This window comes from Azospirillum formosense, from assembly GCF_040500525.1.
In the GTDB taxonomy this organism is placed as follows: domain Bacteria; phylum Pseudomonadota; class Alphaproteobacteria; order Azospirillales; family Azospirillaceae; genus Azospirillum; species Azospirillum formosense_A.
The window spans coordinates 72,767-93,156 of sequence record NZ_CP159406.1 but is presented as its reverse complement, the minus strand read 5'-3'; the positions used below and the strand labels follow the sequence as shown (position 1 = coordinate 93,156).

The following is a 20,390-nucleotide window of genomic DNA, read 5'->3' as shown; positions in this document are numbered from 1 at the left end:
GGCGCCGCCGGTCGAGGCCCTGAACCTGTCGTCAGCCGGCCCCGACGAGGTCGCCGGCGGGGCGGACGGGTGTCCAACCTCCGGCGTTGGCGAAGAGGTAGGGGGTGACGCCGACCTCGCCGCCGCGGTTGCGGGTGAACCAGGCGGCGATCTGCCCGGAGCTTTCCTGGCGCCACAGGATGTCGTCCATGCCGTCGCCGTCGTAATCGCCGGTGCCCTCGACGGACCAGTCGCTGGGGATGCTGTCGAGGACCTGGGCGGGGGCGGCGACGCCGGCCAGCCCGAAGCCGTCCATGCGCCAGATGCCGACCTGGCCGCTCGCCTTGTTGCGCCACAGCATGTCGGCCTTGCCGTCGCCGTCGAAGTCGCCCAGCGCCGCCGGCGACCAGTCGCCCGGGGCCTGCACGGCGGTCAGGCCGGATTGCAGGATCGTGGCGCCGTTCATCGTCCACAGCCCCAGCTCGCCGTTGCGCTCGTTGCGCCACAGGACGTCGGCGCGCCCGTCGCCGTTGAGGTCGGCGGCGCCCAGCGGCTTCCACTCCGCGCCGATCTGGCCGAAGGCGGCGGCGGAGCGCACCCGTCCGGCGTCCATGTCCCACAGCCCGACCTCGGCGGTGCGGGTGTTGCGCCACAGGATGTCGGTCTGGCCGTCGCCGTTGAAGTCGCCGGTGACCGCGGGCATCCATTCGCTGGGCAGCGAGGAGACCAGCTCGCCGCGGCGCAGCTGGGTGCCGTTCATCATCCAGATGCCGATGTCGCCGGTGCGGGTGTCGCGCCAGAACAGGTCGGCCTTGCCGTCGCCGTCGAAGTCGCCGGTCGCCTGCAGCGACCACTCCGGCCCCGGCACCGCCGACACCAGGCCCGACCCCTGGGCCACCGAGAAGCCGTCCAGCCGCCACACGCCGACCTGGTTGGTCGCCGGGTTGCGCAGCAGGATGTCCGCCACCCCGTCGCCGTCGAAGTCCGTTCCCTTCACCGCCCGCGGCGCCACCGAAAGACCCTGGCGGTTCACCAGGGCCCACTCCGCACCCGGATTCGTCTGCACCGTGCCCGTCGTCTTCTCCCACCCGGTCACGCTGAGATTGCCGGCGTTGGCGAGACGATCCTGCTGCCAGACCAGGCGCGCCTGGCCGTCGCTGCCGAACGAGCCGACGGCGGCGACCGACCAGGAGCCGCCGAAGGTGCCGCCGAGGCCGGCCGACTGGGTGTCCAGAACCGTGCCCAGCGCGCTCGGTTTCATGATCGTGGCGTAGAGCGTGCCGTCGCGGTCGCGGCTGAGGATGTCGGCGGTGCCGTCACCGTTGACGTCTCCGGTGCCGATCACCCGCGCCATCCGCAGCGCCGTCGAGCCCGGATTCTGGTTGGCCCGCGTCAGAACCTCCGTCAGCGTGGAGTCCGTCGGCGCGCTGACGGCGAGGCGGCCGTCGACATGGCGCCACAGCAGGTCGGCCTTGCCGTTGTTGTCGAAGTCGTCGACGCCGACGATGCTCCATCCCACGCCCGGCCCGGCAACGGGGGCGGGCGTCCCGCCGGGGGCCTGGCCGTCGGCATAGACCAGGATCTGGCCGGTGATCTGCCCGCCGGTCAGCGCCGCGCGGTCCTGGAAGACGATGTCGGCCGTGCCGTTGCCGTCGAAGTCGCCGATCGCCGCCACCTGCCAGCGGACGCCCGGCGAAGCCAGCGTGCGGGCGCCCGTCACCGTGGCGCCGTCCAGCTCCCACACCACCAGGCTGTCGTCGGCGTTGCGGTAGAGCAGGTCGGCCTTGCCGTCGCCGTTGAAGTCCGCCGCCCCGATCAGCCGGTAATCGACCCCCGGGTTGTTCGACACGCCGCCCGACCCGCCGAGCACCGTCAGGCCCGTCGGAAGCGTCACCGCCACGCGGCCGTCCCGGTTCCGCCACAGGAGATTCGCCGACCGGTCGCCGTCCACGTCGAAGCCCACGCCGCGCGTGATGGTGCGTGGCGTGTCGTCGTCGCGGATGGTGCCGATGGCCGTGCTGGTCCCCAGGGACAGGCCGGCGCTCGGGCTGCTCAGGGTGACGAGGAAGGTCTCGTCCGGTTCCACCGCGTCGTCCCCCTTCACGTTGACGACGATGGTCGCCGTCTTCTGTCCCGCCGCGAAGGTCACGGTGCCGGATGGATAGGCGTTGCCCGTGAAGTCCGAGGTGGAGGACGAGCCGTTGCCGGTCACCGCCCATTTGACGGTTCCCGTTCCTGTCGTATCGCCGTTCCGGCTCACGGTGAAGGTAAAGCGGGTGGAGCCTTCGTTGCCCTCGGCGTTGGTCGCCGCCGCCGCGGTGATCGACACCACCGTCACCGACTGTTCCGCCGCATCGAGAAGGAGGTCGTCGAAGGACAGATATTCGATGTTCGACACCGTGTCGGTGCCGTCCGTTCCGGTTACCGTCAGCGTGTTCGCGTTGACTCTGGTGATCGTGTAGCCGGACCGGGAGCCGCTGAACACGACCGTGTCGGTGCCGTTGCCGCCGTCGATGGTGTCGTTGCCGATCCCACCGGTCAGCGTGTCGTCGCCGTACTCGCCGTACAGGAGATCGTTTCCGGCGCCGCCGATGATCCAGTCGTCGCCGTTGCCGCCGTAGAGGCTGTCGGTGCCGTCGCCGCCGTCCAGGCTGTCGCTGCCGCTCTCGCCGGACAGCTGGTCGTTGCCGGTGCCGCCGATCAGCGTGTCGTCGCCCTCGCCGCCGTACAGCGTGTCGTCGCCGGCCCCGCCGTCCAGCCAGTCGTTCGGGTCGTTGTCGTCACCGCCGCGGGTCACCGAGACGTAGTAGTTGTCGCCGTGCATCCAGTCGTTGCCGGCGCCGCCGATCAGCGTGTCGGCCCCGGTGTTGCCCTCCAGCCAGTCGTTGCCCGACCCGCCGTCCAGGCTGTCCTGGCCGCGCCCGCCGAACAGGCCGCGGTAATAACCGCTTCCATCATCGCCGGTGCCGCCGATCAGCGTGTCGTTGCCGTCGTTGCCCTCCAGCCGGTCGGCGTCGCCGCCGCCGTCCAGCAGGTCGTTGCCGTCGCCGCCGTACAGCGTGTCGTCGCCGCTGTCGCCGTACAGGCCGTCTTTGCCGTCGAAGCCGTGCAGGACGTCGTTGCCGGTGCCGCCGTACAGGCCGTCGTTGCCGGTGCCGCCGTGCAGGCTGTCGTTGCCGGAACCGCCGAGCAGCGTGTCGTTGCCCTCCTGGCCCGCCAGGATGTCGTCGCCGGTGCCGCCGTCGATGCTGTCGTTGCCCCGTCCGCCCGACACCGTGTCGTTGCCGGCACCGCTGAGCACCGTGTCGTTGCCGTCGCGGCTGTGGATCACGTCGTTGCCGCCGGGGTCGTTGATCAGCTCACCGCCGGCCGTGCCGAACAGCACGTCCGCGCCGCCGGTCACCGTCGCCCCGTTGCCGCCCGCGGGGGAGAAGCGCAGCTGCATGCCGTCGCCGTTCCACAGCGCCAGCACCTCCCCGGCGGGAAGGCTGCTCAGCACCAGCCCCAGCTCCGACGGGAGGTCCACCGACAGGGTGCCACCGTTGCCCGAGCGGGTCAGATGCACGGCATCGTTCTCGAAGTACGCCCCGTTGATCGGGATCAGATCCTCGGCTGAGAAGTCGGTGATGGTGTCGCCGTTCAGCTCCGCCACCGTGCCCTGGATGGTGTCGGCCCCGGCCCCGGTGGTGATGGTGTCGCTGCCCGAGCCCGGCTGGACCAGGTCGTTGCCGTCGCCGCCGTCCAGGCTGTCGTCGCCGTCCCGGCCGTCCAGCGTGTCGTTGCCGGCGCCACCCGCCAGCGTGTCCGCCCCGGCCTCGCCGTACAGGAGATCGTTTCCGGCGCCGCCGGCGACCCAGTCGTCGCCGTTGCCGCCATAGAGGCTGTCGGTGCCGTCGCCGCCGTCCAGGCTGTCGCTGCCGCTCTCGCCGGACAGCTGGTCGTTGCCGGTGCCGCCGATCAGCGTGTCGTCGCCCTCGCCGCCGTACAGCGTGTCGTCGCCGGCCCCGCCGTCCAGCCAGTCGTTCGGGTCGTTGTCGTCACCGCCGCGGGTCACCGAGACGTAGTAGTTGTCGCCGTGCATCCAGTCGTTGCCGGCGCCGCCGATCAGCGTGTCGGCCCCGGTGTTGCCCTCCAGCCAGTCGTTGCCCGACCCGCCGTCCAGGCTGTCCTGGCCGCGCCCGCCGAACAGGCCGCGGTAATAGCCGCTTCCATCGTCGCCGGTGCCGCCGATCAGCGTGTCGTTGCCGTCGTTGCCCTCCAGCCGGTCGGCGTCGCCGCCGCCGTCCAGCAGGTCGTTGCCGTCGCCGCCGTACAGCGTGTCGTCGCCGCTGTCGCCGTACAGGCCGTCGTTGCCGTCGAAGCCGTGCAGGACGTCGTTGCCGGTGCCGCCGTACAGGCCGTCGTTGCCGGTGCCGCCGTGCAGGCTGTCGTTGCCGGAACCGCCGAGCAGCGTGTCGTTGCCCTCCTGGCCCGCCAGGATGTCGTCGCCGGTGCCGCCGTCGATGCTGTCGTTGCCCCGTCCGCCCGACACCGTGTCGTTGCCGGCACCGCTGAGCACCGTGTCGTTGCCGTCGCGGCTGTGGATCACGTCGTTGCCGCCGGGGTCGTTGATCAGCTCCCCGCCGGCCGTGCCGAACAGCACGTCCGCGCCGCCGGTCACCGTCGCCCCGTTGCCGCCCGCGGGGGAGAAGCGCAGCTGCATGCCGTCGCCGTTCCACAGCGCCAGCACCTCCCCGGCGGGAAGGCTGCTCAGCACCAGCCCCAGCTCCGGCTGGATGTCCACCGACAGGGTGCCACCGTTGCCCGAGCGGGTCAGATGCACGGCGTCGTTCTCGAAGTACGCCCCGTTGATCGGGATCAGATCCTCGGCTGAGAAGTCGGTGATGGTGTCGCCGTTCAGCTCCGCCACCGTGCCCTGGATGGTGTCGGCCCCGGCCCCGGTGGTGATGGTGTCGCTGCCCGAGCCCGGCTGGACCAGGTCGTTGCCGTCGCCGCCGTCCAGGCTGTCGTCGCCGTCCCGGCCGTCCAGCGTGTCGTTGCCGGCGCCACCCGCCAGCGTGTCCGCCCCGGCCTCGCCGTACAGGAGATCGTTTCCGGCGCCGCCGGCGACCCAGTCGTCGCCGTTGCCGCCATAGAGGCTGTCGGTGCCGTCGCCGCCGTCCAGGCTGTCGCTGCCGTTCTCGCCGGACAGCTGGTCGTTGCCGGTGCCGCCGATCAGCGTGTCGTCGCCCTCGCCGCCGTACAGCGTGTCGTCGCCGGCCCCGCCGTCCAGCCAGTCGTTCGGGTCGTTGTCGTCACCGCCGCGGGTCACCGAGACGTAGTAGTTGTCGCCGTGCATCCAGTCGTTGCCGGCGCCGCCGATCAGCGTGTCGGCCCCGGTGTTGCCCTCCAGCCAGTCGTTGCCCGACCCGCCGTCCAGGCTGTCCTGGCCGCGCCCGCCGAACAGGCCGCGGTAATAACCGCTTCCATCGTCGCCGGTGCCGCCGATCAGCGTGTCGTTGCCGTCGTTGCCCTCCAGCCGGTCGGCGTCGCCGCCGCCGTCCAGCAGGTCGTTGCCGTCGCCGCCGTACAGCGTGTCGTCGCCGCCCATCCCTGACAGCGTGTCGTTGCCCCCGAGACCTTCCAGTGAATCGTTTCCACCGGCGCCGGTGAGGCTGTCGGGTTCGGAGGTTCCGGTGAACGTTGCCATGGTCATGCACCCGCGTGTGAAAGCGACCCGCCGTGCGTCCGGAAAATTCGCACACAGATCAAAGGCTGTTTGCGCCACCGGAGCGGAAGTGAGCGGAAAATTCTCACGTAAAATGATAATTGGCAACAATGCAGTCGCCTTTTGGGATATGCTTGGGCGCCGGCATTGCGGCTGCGCCCTCGGGGAGGTTCACCCGCTGCGGCACGCCGTGGAGGGGTGTCTGGACTTTGGCAACCCGGGCTGTTCAGAGCGGTGACTGCCAATCGTGAGGCGGTACCCGGGGATTCCCGATCGTTGATCGTGAATGACGGACGTCGGCTTCCGCCATGACCTCTGGAACGTTATTGTTCGGGGCGCAGTCGCCCACAAGATTGACTGTTCTTGACTAAAATGTTAGCTATCCCCGACTTCCTCTTACCGGCGATTCGCAAAAATCATGCTGTCCATTCATCGTGACCGCAGCTGTTTCGTAAACAGCGGACAAGAGATTCTATCCATCGATTGCGTCGACAGCGAACGGCTTGCTGGCTGGTACAAGCGGCTGGACGGGGATTCGGGCAAGATCGCCGTTGTCATCGGCGGCGCGCATGAGGTGGAGGTGAACGCCGACCTCCCGCGTCACGATGTCGCGGCCGCCGGTTATGGGGAGGCCGAGTGCGGCTTCGATCTCGTCTTCCAGCCGCCGTTGCCCCCATCCACGCCGGTTGCGATCCGCTCCCGCTCCACCGGAGCGGAGCTGTTGTCGATGATCGTCTACGAGGACGGCATGGTCATGCAGGGCGGCCGTGAGGAGCCGGTCGGCGGCTCCTCCGGCATGGCGGAAGCGCCGGTGCTCTTTTCCGGAGAGAATGTGTCGATCCCGGGGTCTTGCGCGATCCTGTTCGACATTTCCGACCTGGTCTACTACATCGGCCATCATGACAACCTGACCGGCATCCAGCGGGTCCAGTCCTGCATTCTGCTGGCCATGCTGCGCAACGGCATCTATGACCGGCGCCGGCTCATGTTCCTCAGCTACAACAACCGGCGGGCGCAATTCATCCAGATTTCGGTCGACTTCATGAGCGCTCTTCTGGAGGATCTGATGCGGCCGGCCCGTGACCGGCGGGTCGCCTTTTCCAAGGAGGATGCCAAGCTTGGCATGCTGCCGCAGTCGGCGCCGCTGCAGACGAGCTACGGCGCTCTCGCCGGCCAGGAGACCGTGCTGTGCCTGCTCGGGGCGGCCTGGGTCAACCGCGATTATTTCCGCCGCATCGTCGAGCTGAAGCGGGAGCTGAACCTGCGCTTCGCGATGGTCGTGCACGATCTGATCCCGATCTACGCCCGTGAAACCTGCGACCAGGGAACCGCGCGCGTCTTCACGACCTTCCTGAAGCGCGCCCTGCGCAACACCGACCTGTTCTTCGCCGTGTCGCAAAACACCGCGCGGGACCTCCAGCGCTATGCGGAGGAAATCGGCTATCCGGCGCCTCCGGTCACCGTCACCCAGAACGGATCGACCTTCGACGAGTTCATGGGCACCGACACCCCGCCGTCCCCGGTGTTCGTCGAGCGCATCCGGAAGCCTTTCGCCCTGTTCGTCTCGACGATCGAGGGCCGCAAGAACCACATTTTCATCTACCGCGTCTGGCAGGAGTTGCTGAGGTCGGGTGTCGACGTGCCCGATCTCGTCTGCGTGGGCCGGCTCGGCTGGCGGGCCGAGCAGTTCCTGTCCAAGCTGACCGAAACCAACAATCTGCAGCGCAAGATCCACATCCTGAAGGACGTTTCGGACGAGGAGCTGAACTGGCTTTACAAGAACTGCCAGTTCACCGTCTATCCGAGCCTGTACGAGGGATGGGGGCTGCCCGTTGGCGAGTCCCTGGCGAAGGGCAAGGTCTGCGTCACCAGCACCACATCCTCCCTGCCGGAGGTCGGCGGCGAATTCGCGCTCTACGTCGACCCGCAGGACACCGCCTCCGCCGTTCCCGTCATCCGCCGCCTGATCACCGACACCGGCTATCGCGAGGATCTGGAGCGGAAAATCGCTTCCAGCTATCGGCCGAACGCGTGGCGGACGATCGCGGAGCGGGTCATCGCCGGTTGTTTGCAGGCATGCCAGACACCGCGGACGAGCGCCTATCCGGAGATCGCCTGCGGCCAGGAATACTGCTTCGCCACCCTGCCGGACGGGCTGGCCGACCGGTTGGGCGAGGAGATGTTGGCGCAGATCCTGCAGACCCGGCGCGGGCAGCTGCGCAACGGCTATCTGCCGGACATCGCCTTTCTCGCCGCGGAGGAGCTTCGCGCCGGCGACTCCTGGTACGAGCCGGAGGAGTGGGGGGCTTGGACCCGGTATCCGGAAGCGTCGCTCGCCTTTCAGCTTCCACCGGACGCCAAGGATGGCGCGCACGCCTATCTTCTGCTCCAGGTTCCCGGCCCGCTGCGGGGGACGGCCTTCCAGGTCGAAGAGGAGGGCGAGACACTGGTGGCCGGCTATCTGAACGCCGACGAGGTTTTCATCGGCTTCCGCCTGCAGCCGCGCCTGGACGGCGAAGGGCGCATCCTGCCCACTCGCCTGACGGTGAAGGCCCGCTTCGAATCCGGGAAGATGGCGGAATTGAAGGCGTTGGACGGCCGGGCGCTCGGGATCGGCTTCAAGCGCCTGCTGATCAACCGGTCCGACGATGTGCTCGGCCGCCTGGAGGTGCTGGAACGTCAGGCCCTGCGTCCTCTGGATTATCGGCACTCCACCTGAATCCGGGAAAGCGGCCGGGCGGCGCCACCGCCCTTCCGGAAACGATGAACATCCGTCTTGACAGCGATGGCCGCAGGGGATACCGCCTGCGGCCATCGCTGTGCTCTGTTCGAACCATTCTGCTTTTCGGAGTCTCTTGATGCAGACCTCCCCTCAATTCTCTCTCGAAGGCAAGCGCGTTTGGGTTGCCGGTCATCGTGGTATGGCCGGGTCGGCCATCGTGCGTCGGCTGGAGCGGGAGGGCTGCGAGATCCTGACCGCCGGTCGCGAAACCGTCGACCTGCGCCGCCAGGGCGAGGTGGAGGACTGGATGGCGGCGGCCAAGCCCGACGCCGTTTTCCTGGCCGCGGCCACGGTCGGCGGCATCCATGCCAACGACACCCGGCCGGCCGAGTTCCTGTACGATAATCTGGCCATCGAGACGAACATCATCCATGGCGCCTGGCGCACCGGGGTCGGCAAGCTGGTGTTCCTCGGCTCGTCCTGCATCTACCCCCGCATGGCCGAACAGCCGATGCGCGAGGATGCGCTGCTCACCGGTCCGCTGGAGCCGACCAACCAGTGGTATGCGGTCGCCAAGATCGCCGGCATCAAGCTTTGCCAAGCGTACCGGCGCCAGTACGGGTGCGACTTCATTTCGGCGATGCCGACCAACCTGTTCGGCTCCGGGGACAATTTCGACTTGCAGCAGGGGCACGTCGCCGCCGCGCTTCTGGTCAAGATCCATCGGGCCAAGGTGGCAGGCGCCGAGACGGTCGAGCTGTGGGGCACGGGCACGCCGATGCGCGAGTTCCTGTTCGTCGACGATCTGGCCGACGGGCTCGTCTTCCTGGCCAAGAATTATTCCGACGAGCCGCACGTCAATCTCGGCACCGGCAAGGAGATCACCATCCGCGGTCTGGCCGAAATGCTGGCCGAGGTGATCGGCTATCAGGGTGGTTTCCGCTTCGACAGCAGCAAGCCCGACGGCACGCCGCGCAAGGTGATGGACACCAGCCGCCTGTCTGCCATGGGCTGGGAGGCTCCGACCTCCTTGCGCGAGGGGTTCGAGCGCACCTACCGCTGGTATCTGGACAATCTCGACCGGGGCGTGCTGCGCGGTCTCTGATCCCATCCCGCTCAAAGCCGGATGCGTCAGGCTTTGAGCGCCCCCGGACGGTGGTCCGGAAGCGAAGGGCGGTCCGGATGTCCGGGCCGCCCTTCGTCCGTCATGAGGACGGCCTCTGAGGATAGAGCTTCGCGCGGTCGTGGCTTTGGTTGTCGTCGATGGGCCAGGCGACGGCGCCGTCGGGGAGGTCGCGGACCTTGCGGGCGAGGATGAAGGCGTTCCCGTAGCCGGGATTGAGGGGGATGGTGGCGAAGACGCCGCGGCGCTCCTCGGGATGCATGTGCATGGCGTTGACCATGCCGGCGGCGATCACCTCGAAGCCGGTCTGCGGGCCGAAGAGGACCTTGAGCGCCTCGTCGGAGTAGCGCCAGAAGTCGTTGGGCTGTTCGTGCAGCGGGTAGGTCTGCGGCGCGCTGTGGAAGACCAGGCCGCCCATCGCCAGGGCGCGGTTGGTCGCCGCGGCGAGCACCCAGGGGTAGGCCAGATGCTCGATCACCGACAGCGAGAAGACCGCGTCGATGCCGCCGCGGCCGACCAGCCGGTCCAGGGCATGGGCGTCGCCGACCACGTCGACCCCCGGGGCGGCGTGGATGTCGATGCCGATGTAGCGCCCGGCCCCCTGGAAGTAGCTGCGCATGTTCTCGCTGGCCTCGCCGACGTGGCGGGATCCGATCTCGGCCACGGTGAGCCGGCGCTCGTTGACCTCGGTGACGAAGCGCTTGAGCGTGTGGACGAAGTCGTTGACGGTGTCGTGCTGGAACTCCGTCCAGGGCTCCTTGAGCAGGCTGCCCTTGGGCAGATCGACCGGGACGGAGCGGCTGCCCCCCTCGCTGGTCACCTCCAGGCTGACCGGCTGGCCGGGCCGGCACTGGACGTAGCCGACGAAGCCGCCCTCCGCCACATGCGGGTGCTCCGGATGAAAGGCCAGCAGGTCGTCCCGCCGCCGGAACGACGGCACCTCGTAGGCATCCTCCCCGACCCGGATGCGCAGCCCGGTCACCCGGTGCTGGTGGCAGTGCACCCACCCTTCAAAATACATCCCGTGGCGGTCGCACCAGAACACGTCGATCCCATAGGCCACCGGAAGGGCCGCGTTGCTGCCGGGCAGGACGCGGATCATCCCGTGCCCGCCCGCCTCCGGCAAGGTGATCGGCGGGCGGCCGTCCAGCCCGGTGCGGCGGGCGTGCTCCGCGAGCGCGGTCAGGGACGGGGGCGTTTTCCCCTGGGTGACGAACAGGTGGAAGCTTTCGCCGGCCTCGTTGGTGAAGGGCGGAAACGGCACATGGAAGTGCGCGCGGAACAGCGCCCAATCCCCCACCGTCAGTTGGCGGGCATCGCCTGTCGAAGGCTGCACGACGCTGACCGTCACGGGCTGTCCGGCGGACAGCGGGATCGGATGAAGATCGAGCCGTATGCCGCCGAGGCCCGCGGTGTCCGCCACGAACCGCTCAGCCACCAGCAATCCCGGAACCGACTCCCTCAGGCGGCGGGCGAGGGACTGCGCAGGCTCCGGCAACCGGGTGACGATGCGGGCGAGAAGACTCATGAATGGGATTCCTGGCCGGGGGGGCGCGTTGCAGGGGGGCGCCGGGCTTGGCGATATTGGATAAGCCACTCGGCCGAGGCAAGCCTCTTTGGTTGAGGACGGCGTCGGGTTTGGTCCCGGCGGGGCGGCTTCAACCGCCGGATTCGACCGATGCCGGGTTGTCCCCATTGAACTGGCGCAGGCCGACCGGGTTGTCTCGGTACAGGGCCAGCCAGAATCCGACATTGCCCGTGTGGCTGACCAGATGCTTCGATTTCGACAGCAGGATGACCGCGGCCAGCAGCCATTTGGAAAACTGCTTCCGGGTGATCGCGTATTTCCCCGGAATGTCCTCGTGGTGGAAGCCGACATCGTTCTGTGTCGCCGGCAGTTCCGGGAAATAGACGCAGCGGTCCTTGTAATAGCCTGTCAGATACTCCAGAACCTGCTGCTGGTCCGTTTGGACCACGACCCTCAGATTGGGATTGTCCCGCAGGATGCTGTCGGCGGCTTTCACATAATGGTCGACCTCGACCGGCGCCAACTCGACCTTCTTGTCGGTGCCGCGGTACCAGATGCACAGCGTGTTGTCCGGGTCGATGCCGTATTTCTCGGCCAGGACGCCCGCGTGCCCCAGGATGTCGGCCGACGGAGAGAAGTAGGAGCGGACGAAGCGTCTGAACTTTCCATAGTCCATGGTCTTGTAGCAGCCATGGACCTCCGGCCAGGCGAAGGAATCGTGGCGGACGTTCGCGTCGATCTCATCCGGCCGGACATCGAAGAATTCGTGGAAATACTCGCTGTCGAGAGGATCGTCCTTGAAGAACAGGAAACTCGACGTCGCGTCGATGCGGTCCACGGCGATGCCGCGGGCCGCCAGTTGCATGATGGTTTCGAGAAGGATCGTGCAGTTCGAGAAGAAGCCGGCGGAGTGCAGCAACCTCAGGTCCGCAAGCATGGCGTTGCGGCTCGGGCGGATGTTCGTCGCCGTGGCGTGAGGGAGGACAATGGCGTTTTCCGGAACCCGGGTCAGCACTTCGACATGATCGAGATGCAGATAGGAGGTTCCGATGACACGCAGTCGCACATAGCGCGTCAGGACGGGTTCGGCCAGAGTGGCGGTCAGCGGGCTGTCCGACAGGGCGCCGCCGAACAGATAATCGCAGCGAAGCACCGCCTTCCAGGTCTGGTTGTCGTGCGAATGCTCGATCTGCAGGGGAATGGCGCGGCGGGCCACATCCGGCCCGCAATCCTCCCGGTTCCAAACGGTGATCCGGTGAACGCTGAACACACCGCCAAGGTCAACGGTCCACCAGGGGGCGTCCTGGAGATCGGTGCAGAAACTCAACGCGCCGGTCGGCCCGGCCGTCAGGGCCAAGCTTGCATTGCCATAATTCTGATAAGAACTGCTCTGCGTTGCCGTCTTGCCGCGGCTGATGTTGACGTAAACGTCGGCCATGTGCGCTCCGAAACACAGTCTTGGCCTGGGTGATCGACCCGCGGCGCAACTCTAAGAACTTTCAGTGACTGGCGACAATGCGGAATGCCTGTTTCACCGTCAAGATCCGGTGTCGGGAGCGACTTCCGGAAGACTGACGGCGGCAAAGACGAGACGAGCCTCCCGAACCCGGCGTCCCATCGCGCCTCTTGCCCCGGCCGGATCATGGTTCGCGCATGCCCTCGTCCAGGCTCCGCCAGATGGGATAGAGGAAGTAGGACATCACCGTGCGCTTTCCGATCCGGATCTCGGACGTCAGAGTCATTCCGGGGATCAGGCGGAAATTGTCGGGCACATCACGCAGCTCCACCTTTTCCAGCGCAACGCGCCCGCGATAGACGTCCTGCTTGCGCCCCTGCTCGCCCTCCATCGAGATGGTCGATTCCGAGATGAGGCGCAGCCGCCCGTCGATGGTGCCGTGCCGCTGGAAGGGGAAGGCGTCGATCTTGATGCGCACGTCGTCGCCGTGGCGCAGCCGCCCGATGTCGCCGGGAGCGATGCGCACCTCCGCCTCCAGCGGGCTGCCGATCCGCACGAGCGTGACCAGCGCTTCGCGGGCCTCGGAGCCGGGCGAGACCTCGCGGACCTCCAGCACGATGCCATCGGCCGGTGCTTCCAACTCGCTCAACGCGGCCAGACGCTGGACGCTTTCGAACTGTTCGGACAGTCGGTTGCGTTCGGTGGTCGTGCGGGCCAGCTCCTCGGCGATCTCGCGGGCCCGGCCTTCGACATAGGCCCGGCGCTCGGCGGCGGCCTTCGCGCCCTGCACGCCCAGTTCGATCGCTTCCGCCTTGAGCCGGGCGAGGTCGTCCTCGGCGGCGACGCGGCGGATCTGCACCTCCAGCACGTTGAGAAGCGATCCGACCTCGCGTTTCTGAAGGTCGGTGCGCATCCGTTCGACCCGGCTGATGATCTCGCGCTGGTTCTCGGTGCCCTGCTGCTGGACACGGTTGCGCTCCAGGGAGGCGGCGACGCGTTGGATCTCCTCGTCCAGCAGGCGGGTCTTCGCCTGATACTCCTCGCGCCGGGATTCGTAGACGCGCTTCTGAAGACGCTGGTCGGCGCTGTCGTCGGCCGGCTCGAAGGAGCGGCCGGACATTTCCGCTTCCAGCCGCGCCACCAGGGCCTGGGCGGCCCCGAGCTGGGTCTGGATGACGGCGAGCTGGGATTGGGCGGAGGTGGTGTCGAGCGAGATCAACCGGGTGCCGGCGGTCACGCGCTGCCCCGGATGAACCTCGATGGCGCGCATGGTGGTGCTGGCCGGCGGGCGGACGATGATCGGCGGTTCGGTGGTGACCAGGGAGCCGGGAGCGATCACGAAGCGGTCGATTTCGCTGACCGACGCCCAGACGACGGCCAGCGTCACCAGCGCCAGGATGACCCACAAGGTCGAGCGCGCCAGCCGCGGCAGGGGGCGTTCCTCCAGGGCCAGGGCGTCGCTCTGGAAATCGATCAGTTCACGCTTGCGGCGCGGCGGCGGGGCTGAGCCGGGACGGGGAGGGGCGGACATGACGGGGCTTCCCGGTTAACGGTTTCCCTGCATCTGCTTGTCCCACAGATGCCGGTAGATGGCGCAGCGCGCCAGAAGTTGGTCGTGCGTGCCGATGTCGGCGACCTTTCCCCTCTCCATCACGACGATTGCGTCGGCGCTCCGGATGGACGACAGGCGGTGCGACACGATGATGGTGGTCCGGCCCCGCGTGATGTGGCGCAGATTCTCCTGGATGATCGACTCGCTGTCGGGGTCGAGCGCCGAGGTCGCCTCGTCGAACACCAGGATCGGCGGGTTGCGCACCAACGCCCGCGCGATGGCCAGACGCTGCTTCTGCCCGCCGGACAGGTTGGTCGCCCCTTCCTCAAGGTGGGTGTCGTAGCCTTTGGGCAACCGCTCGATGAACTCATGGGCGCCGGCGGTGCGCGCCGCGACCACCACCTCCTCCAGCGTCGCCGACGGGCGGGCGATCGCGATGTTGTCGCGAACCGTGCCGCGGAACAGGAAGCTTTCCTGCAGCACCACGCCGATGTGGCTGCGCAGATGCACCGCGTCCCATTCGCGCAGGTCGACCCCGTCGACCCGAACCAGGCCGCTCCTGGGCTGGTGCAGCCCCTGGATCAGCTTGGTCAGGGTGGTCTTGCCGGAACCGCTGCGCCCCACCACCCCGACCGTCGCGCCGGGCGGTATGGCGAAGCTGACCTCGTTCAGGGCGGGGGTGCTGGCCGACGGATACTGGAAGGTGACCCGGTCGAAGGCGACATGCCCCTTGATGGGCAGTTGCAGACCGGCGCCCAGATTGCGCTCGGGCGGCTCGTTCATCACCGACCCCAGCATGCGCACCGACAGGGCCGTCTGCTGGTACTGCTGGATCAGGCCGACGATGGCGACCAGCGGACCGGAGACGCGCCCGCACAGCATGTTGAAGGCGACCAGTTCGCCGACCGTCATCTGACCGCGGAAAACCAGGATGGCCCCGACCCAGATCACCGTCACCGACATCATCTTGCTGATGATGTCCGACGCGGCGCGGGCGACCGAGGAGATCTTGCCGACCTCGACATGGCGTTCGATGGAGCCGGCCGAGCGCTGATCCCACGCCTTGCGCTGCGACGGTTCCAGCGCCAGGGATTTGATGGTCGCCATGCCGTGGATGGTTTCCACCAGCAGGGCCTGCCGGTCGGCCTCCGCTTCGTAGAGCGCGTGCAGACGGCGGCGGAAGATGGTCGCCATGCCGGCGATGAGCAGGGCGAGCAGCGCCGAGAAGCCGACGACGACGCCGGTCAGCGGGACGCTGTAGAAAAGAAGGATCGGCAGAAAGACGAGGAGCACCGACGAGTCCAGAAGGGTCTGGAACAGCCCCCCCGTCAGGAATTCGCGGATCGCGTTGCCCTGCTGCATGTGCTTGGACAACACGCCGGCCGTCGTCCTTTCAAAGAAGGAGACGGGCAGCCGGGTCATGTGGTCGAAGGTGCGGGTGGCGGTGCGAATGTCGATCTTCGAGGTGCCGTGCAGCAGCATGTAGCCGCGCAGGAAGGTCAGCAAACCGTCGAAAAGGATCGCCACCACGATGCCCGCGCCCAGCACCTCGAGGGTGGAGAAGCTGGCATGCACCAGCACCTTGTCGATGACGATCTGGAAGAAGAGCGGGAAGACCAGGCCCAGGATGTGCATGACGATCGCGGCGGCGGCGACGTCGCGCAGCACGGACTTCTGGCGCAGGACCTCCGGAACGAACCAGCGCAGACCGAAGGGCTGCTGCTCATCGGACAGGGCGAACCGGCGCTTCAGCAGCACGACCTCGCCCTTCCAGCGGGAGGTGAATTCCGCTTCGGACAGGAACAGGAAGTCGGGCCGGCTGGCCAGTGGATCGAGGATGACGATCTGCGGCCCGTCCTCCGTCGGACGGACGCCGGACAACACGACGTAATTGCCGTTGCTCAGCCGCGTCATGGCCGGGAAGGCCTCGGCCGCGTTCAAAAGATCGGCCCAGGACAGGGACGTGGAGCGCGCGGTGAAGCCGTTCTCCCGCGCGATGCGCACCATCAGCCGCGGCTCCGGAGCCCGCTGGCTCAACGCATAATCGTGGCGGATGCGATCGACCGACAGGCGAACGCCGTGATGACGGGCGATGCGGACCAGGCAATAGGCGCCGGTCTCCGCCGCGGACATCGTCGGGCCGCCGTCCTGCGGCGCTGCTCCGTCCGGTGCTTCGGCACCGGACGCATCTCCCGCCCGCGCGGCCGCTCCGTCGGAGCCGGCTTCGCCTTCAGGTTTCGGACGGGAAAGGCTGGCGTTCGTTGTGGTCATCTTGCGGAAGCGGACAAGTGAAGGATTGGGTCGGCCGGGGAAGGCCGCCTTTGCAGGCGGAGGCAGAGCGCTCTCCACCGAACGTATTAGGCCATACCACATCGTTGCACGGGTGCGCATGCGATAAAGCGGACCGGGAGGTGCAGCCTGGGCGCGTTTTCCGGATCGTCGTCCGTCTTAAAGATGGCGGGGGGCGCCGCCGGATCGCTCCGGCGGCGCCCCCCGTTTCGAAACGTGCGGAAGGGATCCGCGTTATGCGGCCAGGACCCCGCCCTGGGCCAGAGCGCCGGCCTGGCGCTGGATGACCCAGTTGGAGTCGAGCGTGTTGGCGATGACCACGGGGTTCACGCTGCCGCCGTTGAGGAAGGGCTGCATGTCCCAGACCGCCACCATGTTATCGGTGGTGTTGCGCCACAGCACATCCTCGCTGCCGTCGTTGTTGTAGTCGCCGGTGCCCTGGATCTGCCAGTTGCTGCCAATTCCCTGGATGAACTCGCCGCTGCCGACGGCGGCGCCGTTCATGCGCCACAGACCGACCTGGCCGGTGGTGTTGTTGCGCCACAGCAGGTCGGCCCGGCCATCGTTGGTGAAGTCGGCGACGCCGGCCAGCGACCAGTCGAGTCCGGCACTGGCGGACAGCGACTGCCCGGAAATCGTCTGGGTCTGTTCGTCCAGACGCCAGATGCCGAGGGCGCCGGTGTTCTTGTTGCGGATCAGCATGTCGGAGCGGCCGTCGTTGTCGAAGTCGGCAGCCGCCTTGATCTCCCACTCCAGCCCGGCGCTGCCGGCCAGGGCGGCGGTCGCCGTCGTGCCGTCCATACGCCAGATGCCGACCTGGCCGTCGGTGTCGCGCCATGCCACGTCGGACTTGCCGTCGCCGTTGAAGTCGCCGATGGCCGCGACGTTCCAGTTGTTCGGGATGCTGTTGATCAGTTCGGCCCGCCGGACGGTCGAGCCGTTCATCAGCCACACGCCCACCTGCTGGGTGGTGCTGTTGCGGAACAGCAGGTCGGCCTTGCCGTCGCCGTCGAAGTCGCCCTGGCCGATCATGCTCCATTCGGGCGAGGGCGTGGCGATGATCGCGCTGCGGCTGGAAACCGAGAAGCTGTAGTCGCTGCGCCACAAACCGATGGCGCCGGTCTGGCTGTCACGGAAGATGATGTCGGCGTTGCCGTCGCCATCCAGGTCGCTGTTCTGCACGGCGCGCGGCGGACGGGTGATGCTGGACCCGTTGACGATCTGCCAGGACGAGCCCGGATTGCTGAGGACGCTGCCGCTGGCCGAGTCGTAGTCGTTGATCGACAGGTTGCCCGAGGTGCGCAGCGGGTTCTGCCGCCACAGCACCTCCACCGTGTTGTCGGGGGCATTGGCCGTGCCGCCGTTGAAGTTGCCGACACCGGAGATCGACCAGTTGACGTTGGCCGACGGGGCGTTGCCGGTCTGGATGCCGCTCACCGCGTTGAGGCCGGTGACCAGGACGCTGTAGACGGAACCGAAGTCCTCGCGCATCACGATGTCGGCGATCCCGTCGCCGTTCACGTCGCCGGTGCCGACGACGCGGGCGTTGGCGGTCAGGGTGGTGCCGGCGTTGGCGCTGTTGCCGTCGACCAGCATTTGCAGCGTGCCGCCCGCCGCCTGGGTGGCCAGCCGGCCGTCGCGGTGGCGCCACAGGATTTCGGACTTCCCATCCTTGTTGAAGTCGTCCACGCCCTGGATCGACCAGGCGGCGTCCGGGCGCGAGAAGGCGATGTTGCCGCTGGCGCTGGTGCCGTTGGCATAGACGGTCAGCAGGTTGCTGCCGCGGTTCTCGAAGAGGATGTCGTCGGTGCCGTTGCCGTCGAAGTCGCCGACGCCCACCACGGTGTAGGCGCGCGACGCCGGGGCGTCCAGGGTCAGGCCTCCCGCCACGGTGGTGCCGTTCATCAGCCAGGCGACCAAGCTGTCGTCGGCGTTGCGGAACAGGATGTCGGCGCGGGTGTCGCCGTTGAAGTCGCCGATGGCGACGATCCGGTAATCGGCGCCTGGATTGTTGTCCACGCCGCCCGAGCCGGAGACCAGCTTGAAGGCGCGGTTGTTGGAGCTGTCGGAGATGGCGATGTTGCCGTCGCCGCGGTTGCGCCACAGCACGTCGGCCACGCCGTCGCCGTCGAAGTCGAAGCGCACGCCGCGCACGGTGGTGGTCGGGGTCGTGGTGGTCGGGGGGGCCGAAACCATGCCCTCGACGTTCTCCTGCACCGACACCTCTTCATTGGTGCTGGCGATGGCGCGGACCGTCAGGTTGTTGGACTGGCCCCGGGTGATGTTCAGGCCGCTGACATCGGCGGTGAACTGCAGGCCGAGCGGCGTGCTGACGAGCTGGCTGCCCTGGATCGTGGCGACGACGGTGTTGTCGTTCAGGATTTCGACCCGGGAAATGTCGGCCGTCGTGATCCGCGGCTTGACGAGCTGGGTGCCGAGCTGGCTGAGGTCGGTCACGCGGATCGCCGAATTGGCCGGGGAGCCGTCGAGCGCGTCGAGCGTGGAAAGGGTGGGGGCCGCCCCGACGGCATAGGCACGGATGCTGGCCGAGTAGGTGCTGCGCAGGGCGTCCGCCGTCGATTGCGGATTGCTGCCCGTGTTCCAATCGCCGTCGGACGCGAAGACGACCAGATTCGACTCCCCGGCCGCGCTCTCGTTGGCGAAGAAGGTCTGGACCTGCTCCAGACCGGCGGTAAAGTTGGTCATGTTGCCGGTGGTCTGACCGGTCAGCCGTTCGAAGAACTCCACGCTGTCGTCACGGCCGTTGCCGTTGACGTCGGCGGAACCGAACCCGCCGGTGAACACGGTGGCGGCCGCGGTGTCGAACGTGATCAGCGACACGCGGGAACTGGACGACAGGCCGGAGGCGGCGAGCGCGTTGTAGAGCGATTTGAAGGCCGCGATCTCGGCGTCCAGGATCGTGTTGGCCTGGCCGTCGTTGTTCTGGTCGCCCACGATGGCGCCGGCGCTGCCGCTCGTGCTGCCGGAAACATCCATGACGAAGGCGATGTTGTAGGTGCCCGACGGCACCTGCCCCAGCGACACCGTGCCGTTCAGCGTCACCTTGCTGGACTGGGTCGTGTCCGGGAAATCCACGGCCAAGCCAAAGGTCTGCTGGGTCGAGGCGATGGTCGTGGAATTGGTCTTCGTTACCGCTGTCATGTTCGGACTCCCGCAGAGATGTCGTGTGTGCCGGAACCGCCGGGAGCTTGCCGATGCAGGGCGCCTGCCCGCTCCGGGTGCCGGATCGTTGTTCCTTCAGGCCGGGCGTCAGTCTCCGGTCCGGTTTCCGTGGGCGGTGAAGTTGGGCGATTGCGCCGGACCCGCCGCCGGTTCCGGCGCGGTCCATGGCGCTTCCGGCCGGCCGGAGACCGCCGTGGGGACAGCCGGTTCCACCGGCCCCGGGACCGGCCCGGAGGCAGGCGGGGGGAGCGTCAGCTTGCCCACCAGATCGCCAAGGGCGCTGTGGAGCTGGAGCAGGCCCTTGACCGGCAGAATGACGCGTACCTTCGGCGTCATGCCGTCACGGTCGAACGTGTTCGGGTTGTCTCCGACAAAGGTGATGCGCGCTATCCCGTCCCGGACGGCGATCTCCCCTGCGAATTCAGAGAATATTTCATGCATGAAACACACATTTGAATCATAAGCATGGCGATATGCACCGAAAAGAAGCATATACCATGAAGTTAGTCCACAAATTTTATATGATTTTAGACGTATCTATTTTAAGGTGGCTTATCTCAAAGAAGCTCTCAAAAAAGTAGGCAATGTTAAGCTTCCATGGAAGTTGCCGCCTGATGACCCCCTTATTGCCAGGGTATTTTTGTTAAAAAGAATCATTGAAACGAACAATAGACTCAAAAAATGATTCTCAAAGAGAAGTATTGACAAAATTAATTTTGTCAATTTTCCTCACAATTGATATAATCGTCATGATGAATTTTCAATATTATTGCTATTTGTCGTATTGATTGTGGAGTTTCCCGTGCGCTGCCTGGGATGGAGGGCACCCGGTTGGCATCTGCGGAGATGCG

The 20,390-nt window shown here is 67.1% G+C and carries 9 protein-coding genes; 2 read left to right on the top strand and 7 right to left on the bottom strand.

All coding sequences use genetic code 11. From position 1 onward, the window contains the following. Positions 1-31 precede the first annotated feature (31 nt). The gene (locus ABVN73_RS27460; protein WP_353862044.1) at positions 32-5,668 is read right to left on the bottom strand and encodes an FG-GAP-like repeat-containing protein; all 5,637 of its coding nucleotides are present in this window, start codon (positions 5,666-5,668) and stop codon (positions 32-34) included. Between the two features lie 436 nt (positions 5,669-6,104). Between ABVN73_RS27460 and ABVN73_RS27455 the strand changes: the two genes are divergently transcribed. After that, entirely contained in the window at positions 6,105-8,405 is a 2,301-nt protein-coding gene (locus ABVN73_RS27455) for a glycosyltransferase family 1 protein (protein ID WP_353862043.1), read from the top strand. A gap of 202 nt (positions 8,406-8,607) precedes the next feature. Then, positions 8,608-9,513: a GDP-L-fucose synthase gene (locus ABVN73_RS27450; protein WP_353862042.1), complete on the top strand. Its 906-nt coding sequence runs from the start codon at positions 8,608-8,610 to the stop codon at positions 9,511-9,513. A gap of 100 nt (positions 9,514-9,613) precedes the next feature. Here ABVN73_RS27450 and ABVN73_RS27445 read toward each other — a convergent pair whose 3' ends face one another. The 6 genes from ABVN73_RS27445 to ABVN73_RS27420 form a co-directional block, all read right to left on the bottom strand. After that, on the bottom strand, positions 9,614-11,059 hold the full coding sequence (locus tag ABVN73_RS27445) for a hypothetical protein (protein WP_353862041.1): 1,446 nt from the start codon (positions 11,057-11,059) through the stop codon (positions 9,614-9,616). A gap of 130 nt (positions 11,060-11,189) precedes the next feature. Beyond that, positions 11,190-12,497 (bottom strand): discoidin domain-containing protein, encoded by a 1,308-nt coding sequence (locus tag ABVN73_RS27440; protein ID WP_353862040.1) that lies wholly within the window; start codon positions 12,495-12,497, stop codon positions 11,190-11,192. A 202-nt stretch (positions 12,498-12,699) separates the two neighbouring features. After that, the gene (locus ABVN73_RS27435; RefSeq protein ID WP_353862039.1) at positions 12,700-14,046 is read right to left on the bottom strand and encodes an HlyD family type I secretion periplasmic adaptor subunit; all 1,347 of its coding nucleotides are present in this window, start codon (positions 14,044-14,046) and stop codon (positions 12,700-12,702) included. A 15-nt stretch (positions 14,047-14,061) separates the two neighbouring features. After that, positions 14,062-16,200: a peptidase domain-containing ABC transporter gene (locus ABVN73_RS27430; protein WP_353862038.1), complete on the bottom strand. Its 2,139-nt coding sequence runs from the start codon at positions 16,198-16,200 to the stop codon at positions 14,062-14,064. 390 nt (positions 16,201-16,590) lie between these two features. Next, positions 16,591-19,518 carry an FG-GAP-like repeat-containing protein gene (locus ABVN73_RS27425; RefSeq protein ID WP_353862037.1) on the bottom strand — a complete coding sequence of 976 codons (2,928 nt, stop codon included), beginning with the start codon at positions 19,516-19,518 and terminating at the stop codon, positions 16,591-16,593. Between the two features lie 108 nt (positions 19,519-19,626). Beyond that, positions 19,627-19,980 (bottom strand): hypothetical protein, encoded by a 354-nt coding sequence (locus ABVN73_RS27420; protein ID WP_353862036.1) that lies wholly within the window; start codon positions 19,978-19,980, stop codon positions 19,627-19,629. Positions 19,981-20,390: the final 410 nt, after the last annotated feature.

What these genes read in the sequence shown, in the direction of transcription:
- ABVN73_RS27460 (WP_353862044.1), bottom strand. Translation starts at nt 5,668, where the DNA reads ATGGCAACGTTCACCGGAACCTCCGAACCCGACAGCCTCACCGGCGCC.
- ABVN73_RS27455 (WP_353862043.1), top strand. Translation starts at nt 6,105, where the DNA reads ATGCTGTCCATTCATCGTGACCGCAGCTGTTTCGTAAACAGCGGACAA.
- ABVN73_RS27450 (WP_353862042.1), top strand. Translation starts at nt 8,608, where the DNA reads ATGGCCGGGTCGGCCATCGTGCGTCGGCTGGAGCGGGAGGGCTGCGAG.
- ABVN73_RS27445 (WP_353862041.1), bottom strand. Translation starts at nt 11,059, where the DNA reads ATGAGTCTTCTCGCCCGCATCGTCACCCGGTTGCCGGAGCCTGCGCAG.
- ABVN73_RS27440 (WP_353862040.1), bottom strand. Translation starts at nt 12,497, where the DNA reads ATGGCCGACGTTTACGTCAACATCAGCCGCGGCAAGACGGCAACGCAG.
- ABVN73_RS27435 (WP_353862039.1), bottom strand. Translation starts at nt 14,046, where the DNA reads ATGTCCGCCCCTCCCCGTCCCGGCTCAGCCCCGCCGCCGCGCCGCAAG.
- ABVN73_RS27430 (WP_353862038.1), bottom strand. Translation starts at nt 16,200, where the DNA reads ATGTCCGCGGCGGAGACCGGCGCCTATTGCCTGGTCCGCATCGCCCGT.
- ABVN73_RS27425 (WP_353862037.1), bottom strand. Translation starts at nt 19,518, where the DNA reads ATGACAGCGGTAACGAAGACCAATTCCACGACCATCGCCTCGACCCAG.
- ABVN73_RS27420 (WP_353862036.1), bottom strand. Translation starts at nt 19,980, where the DNA reads ATGCATGAAATATTCTCTGAATTCGCAGGGGAGATCGCCGTCCGGGAC.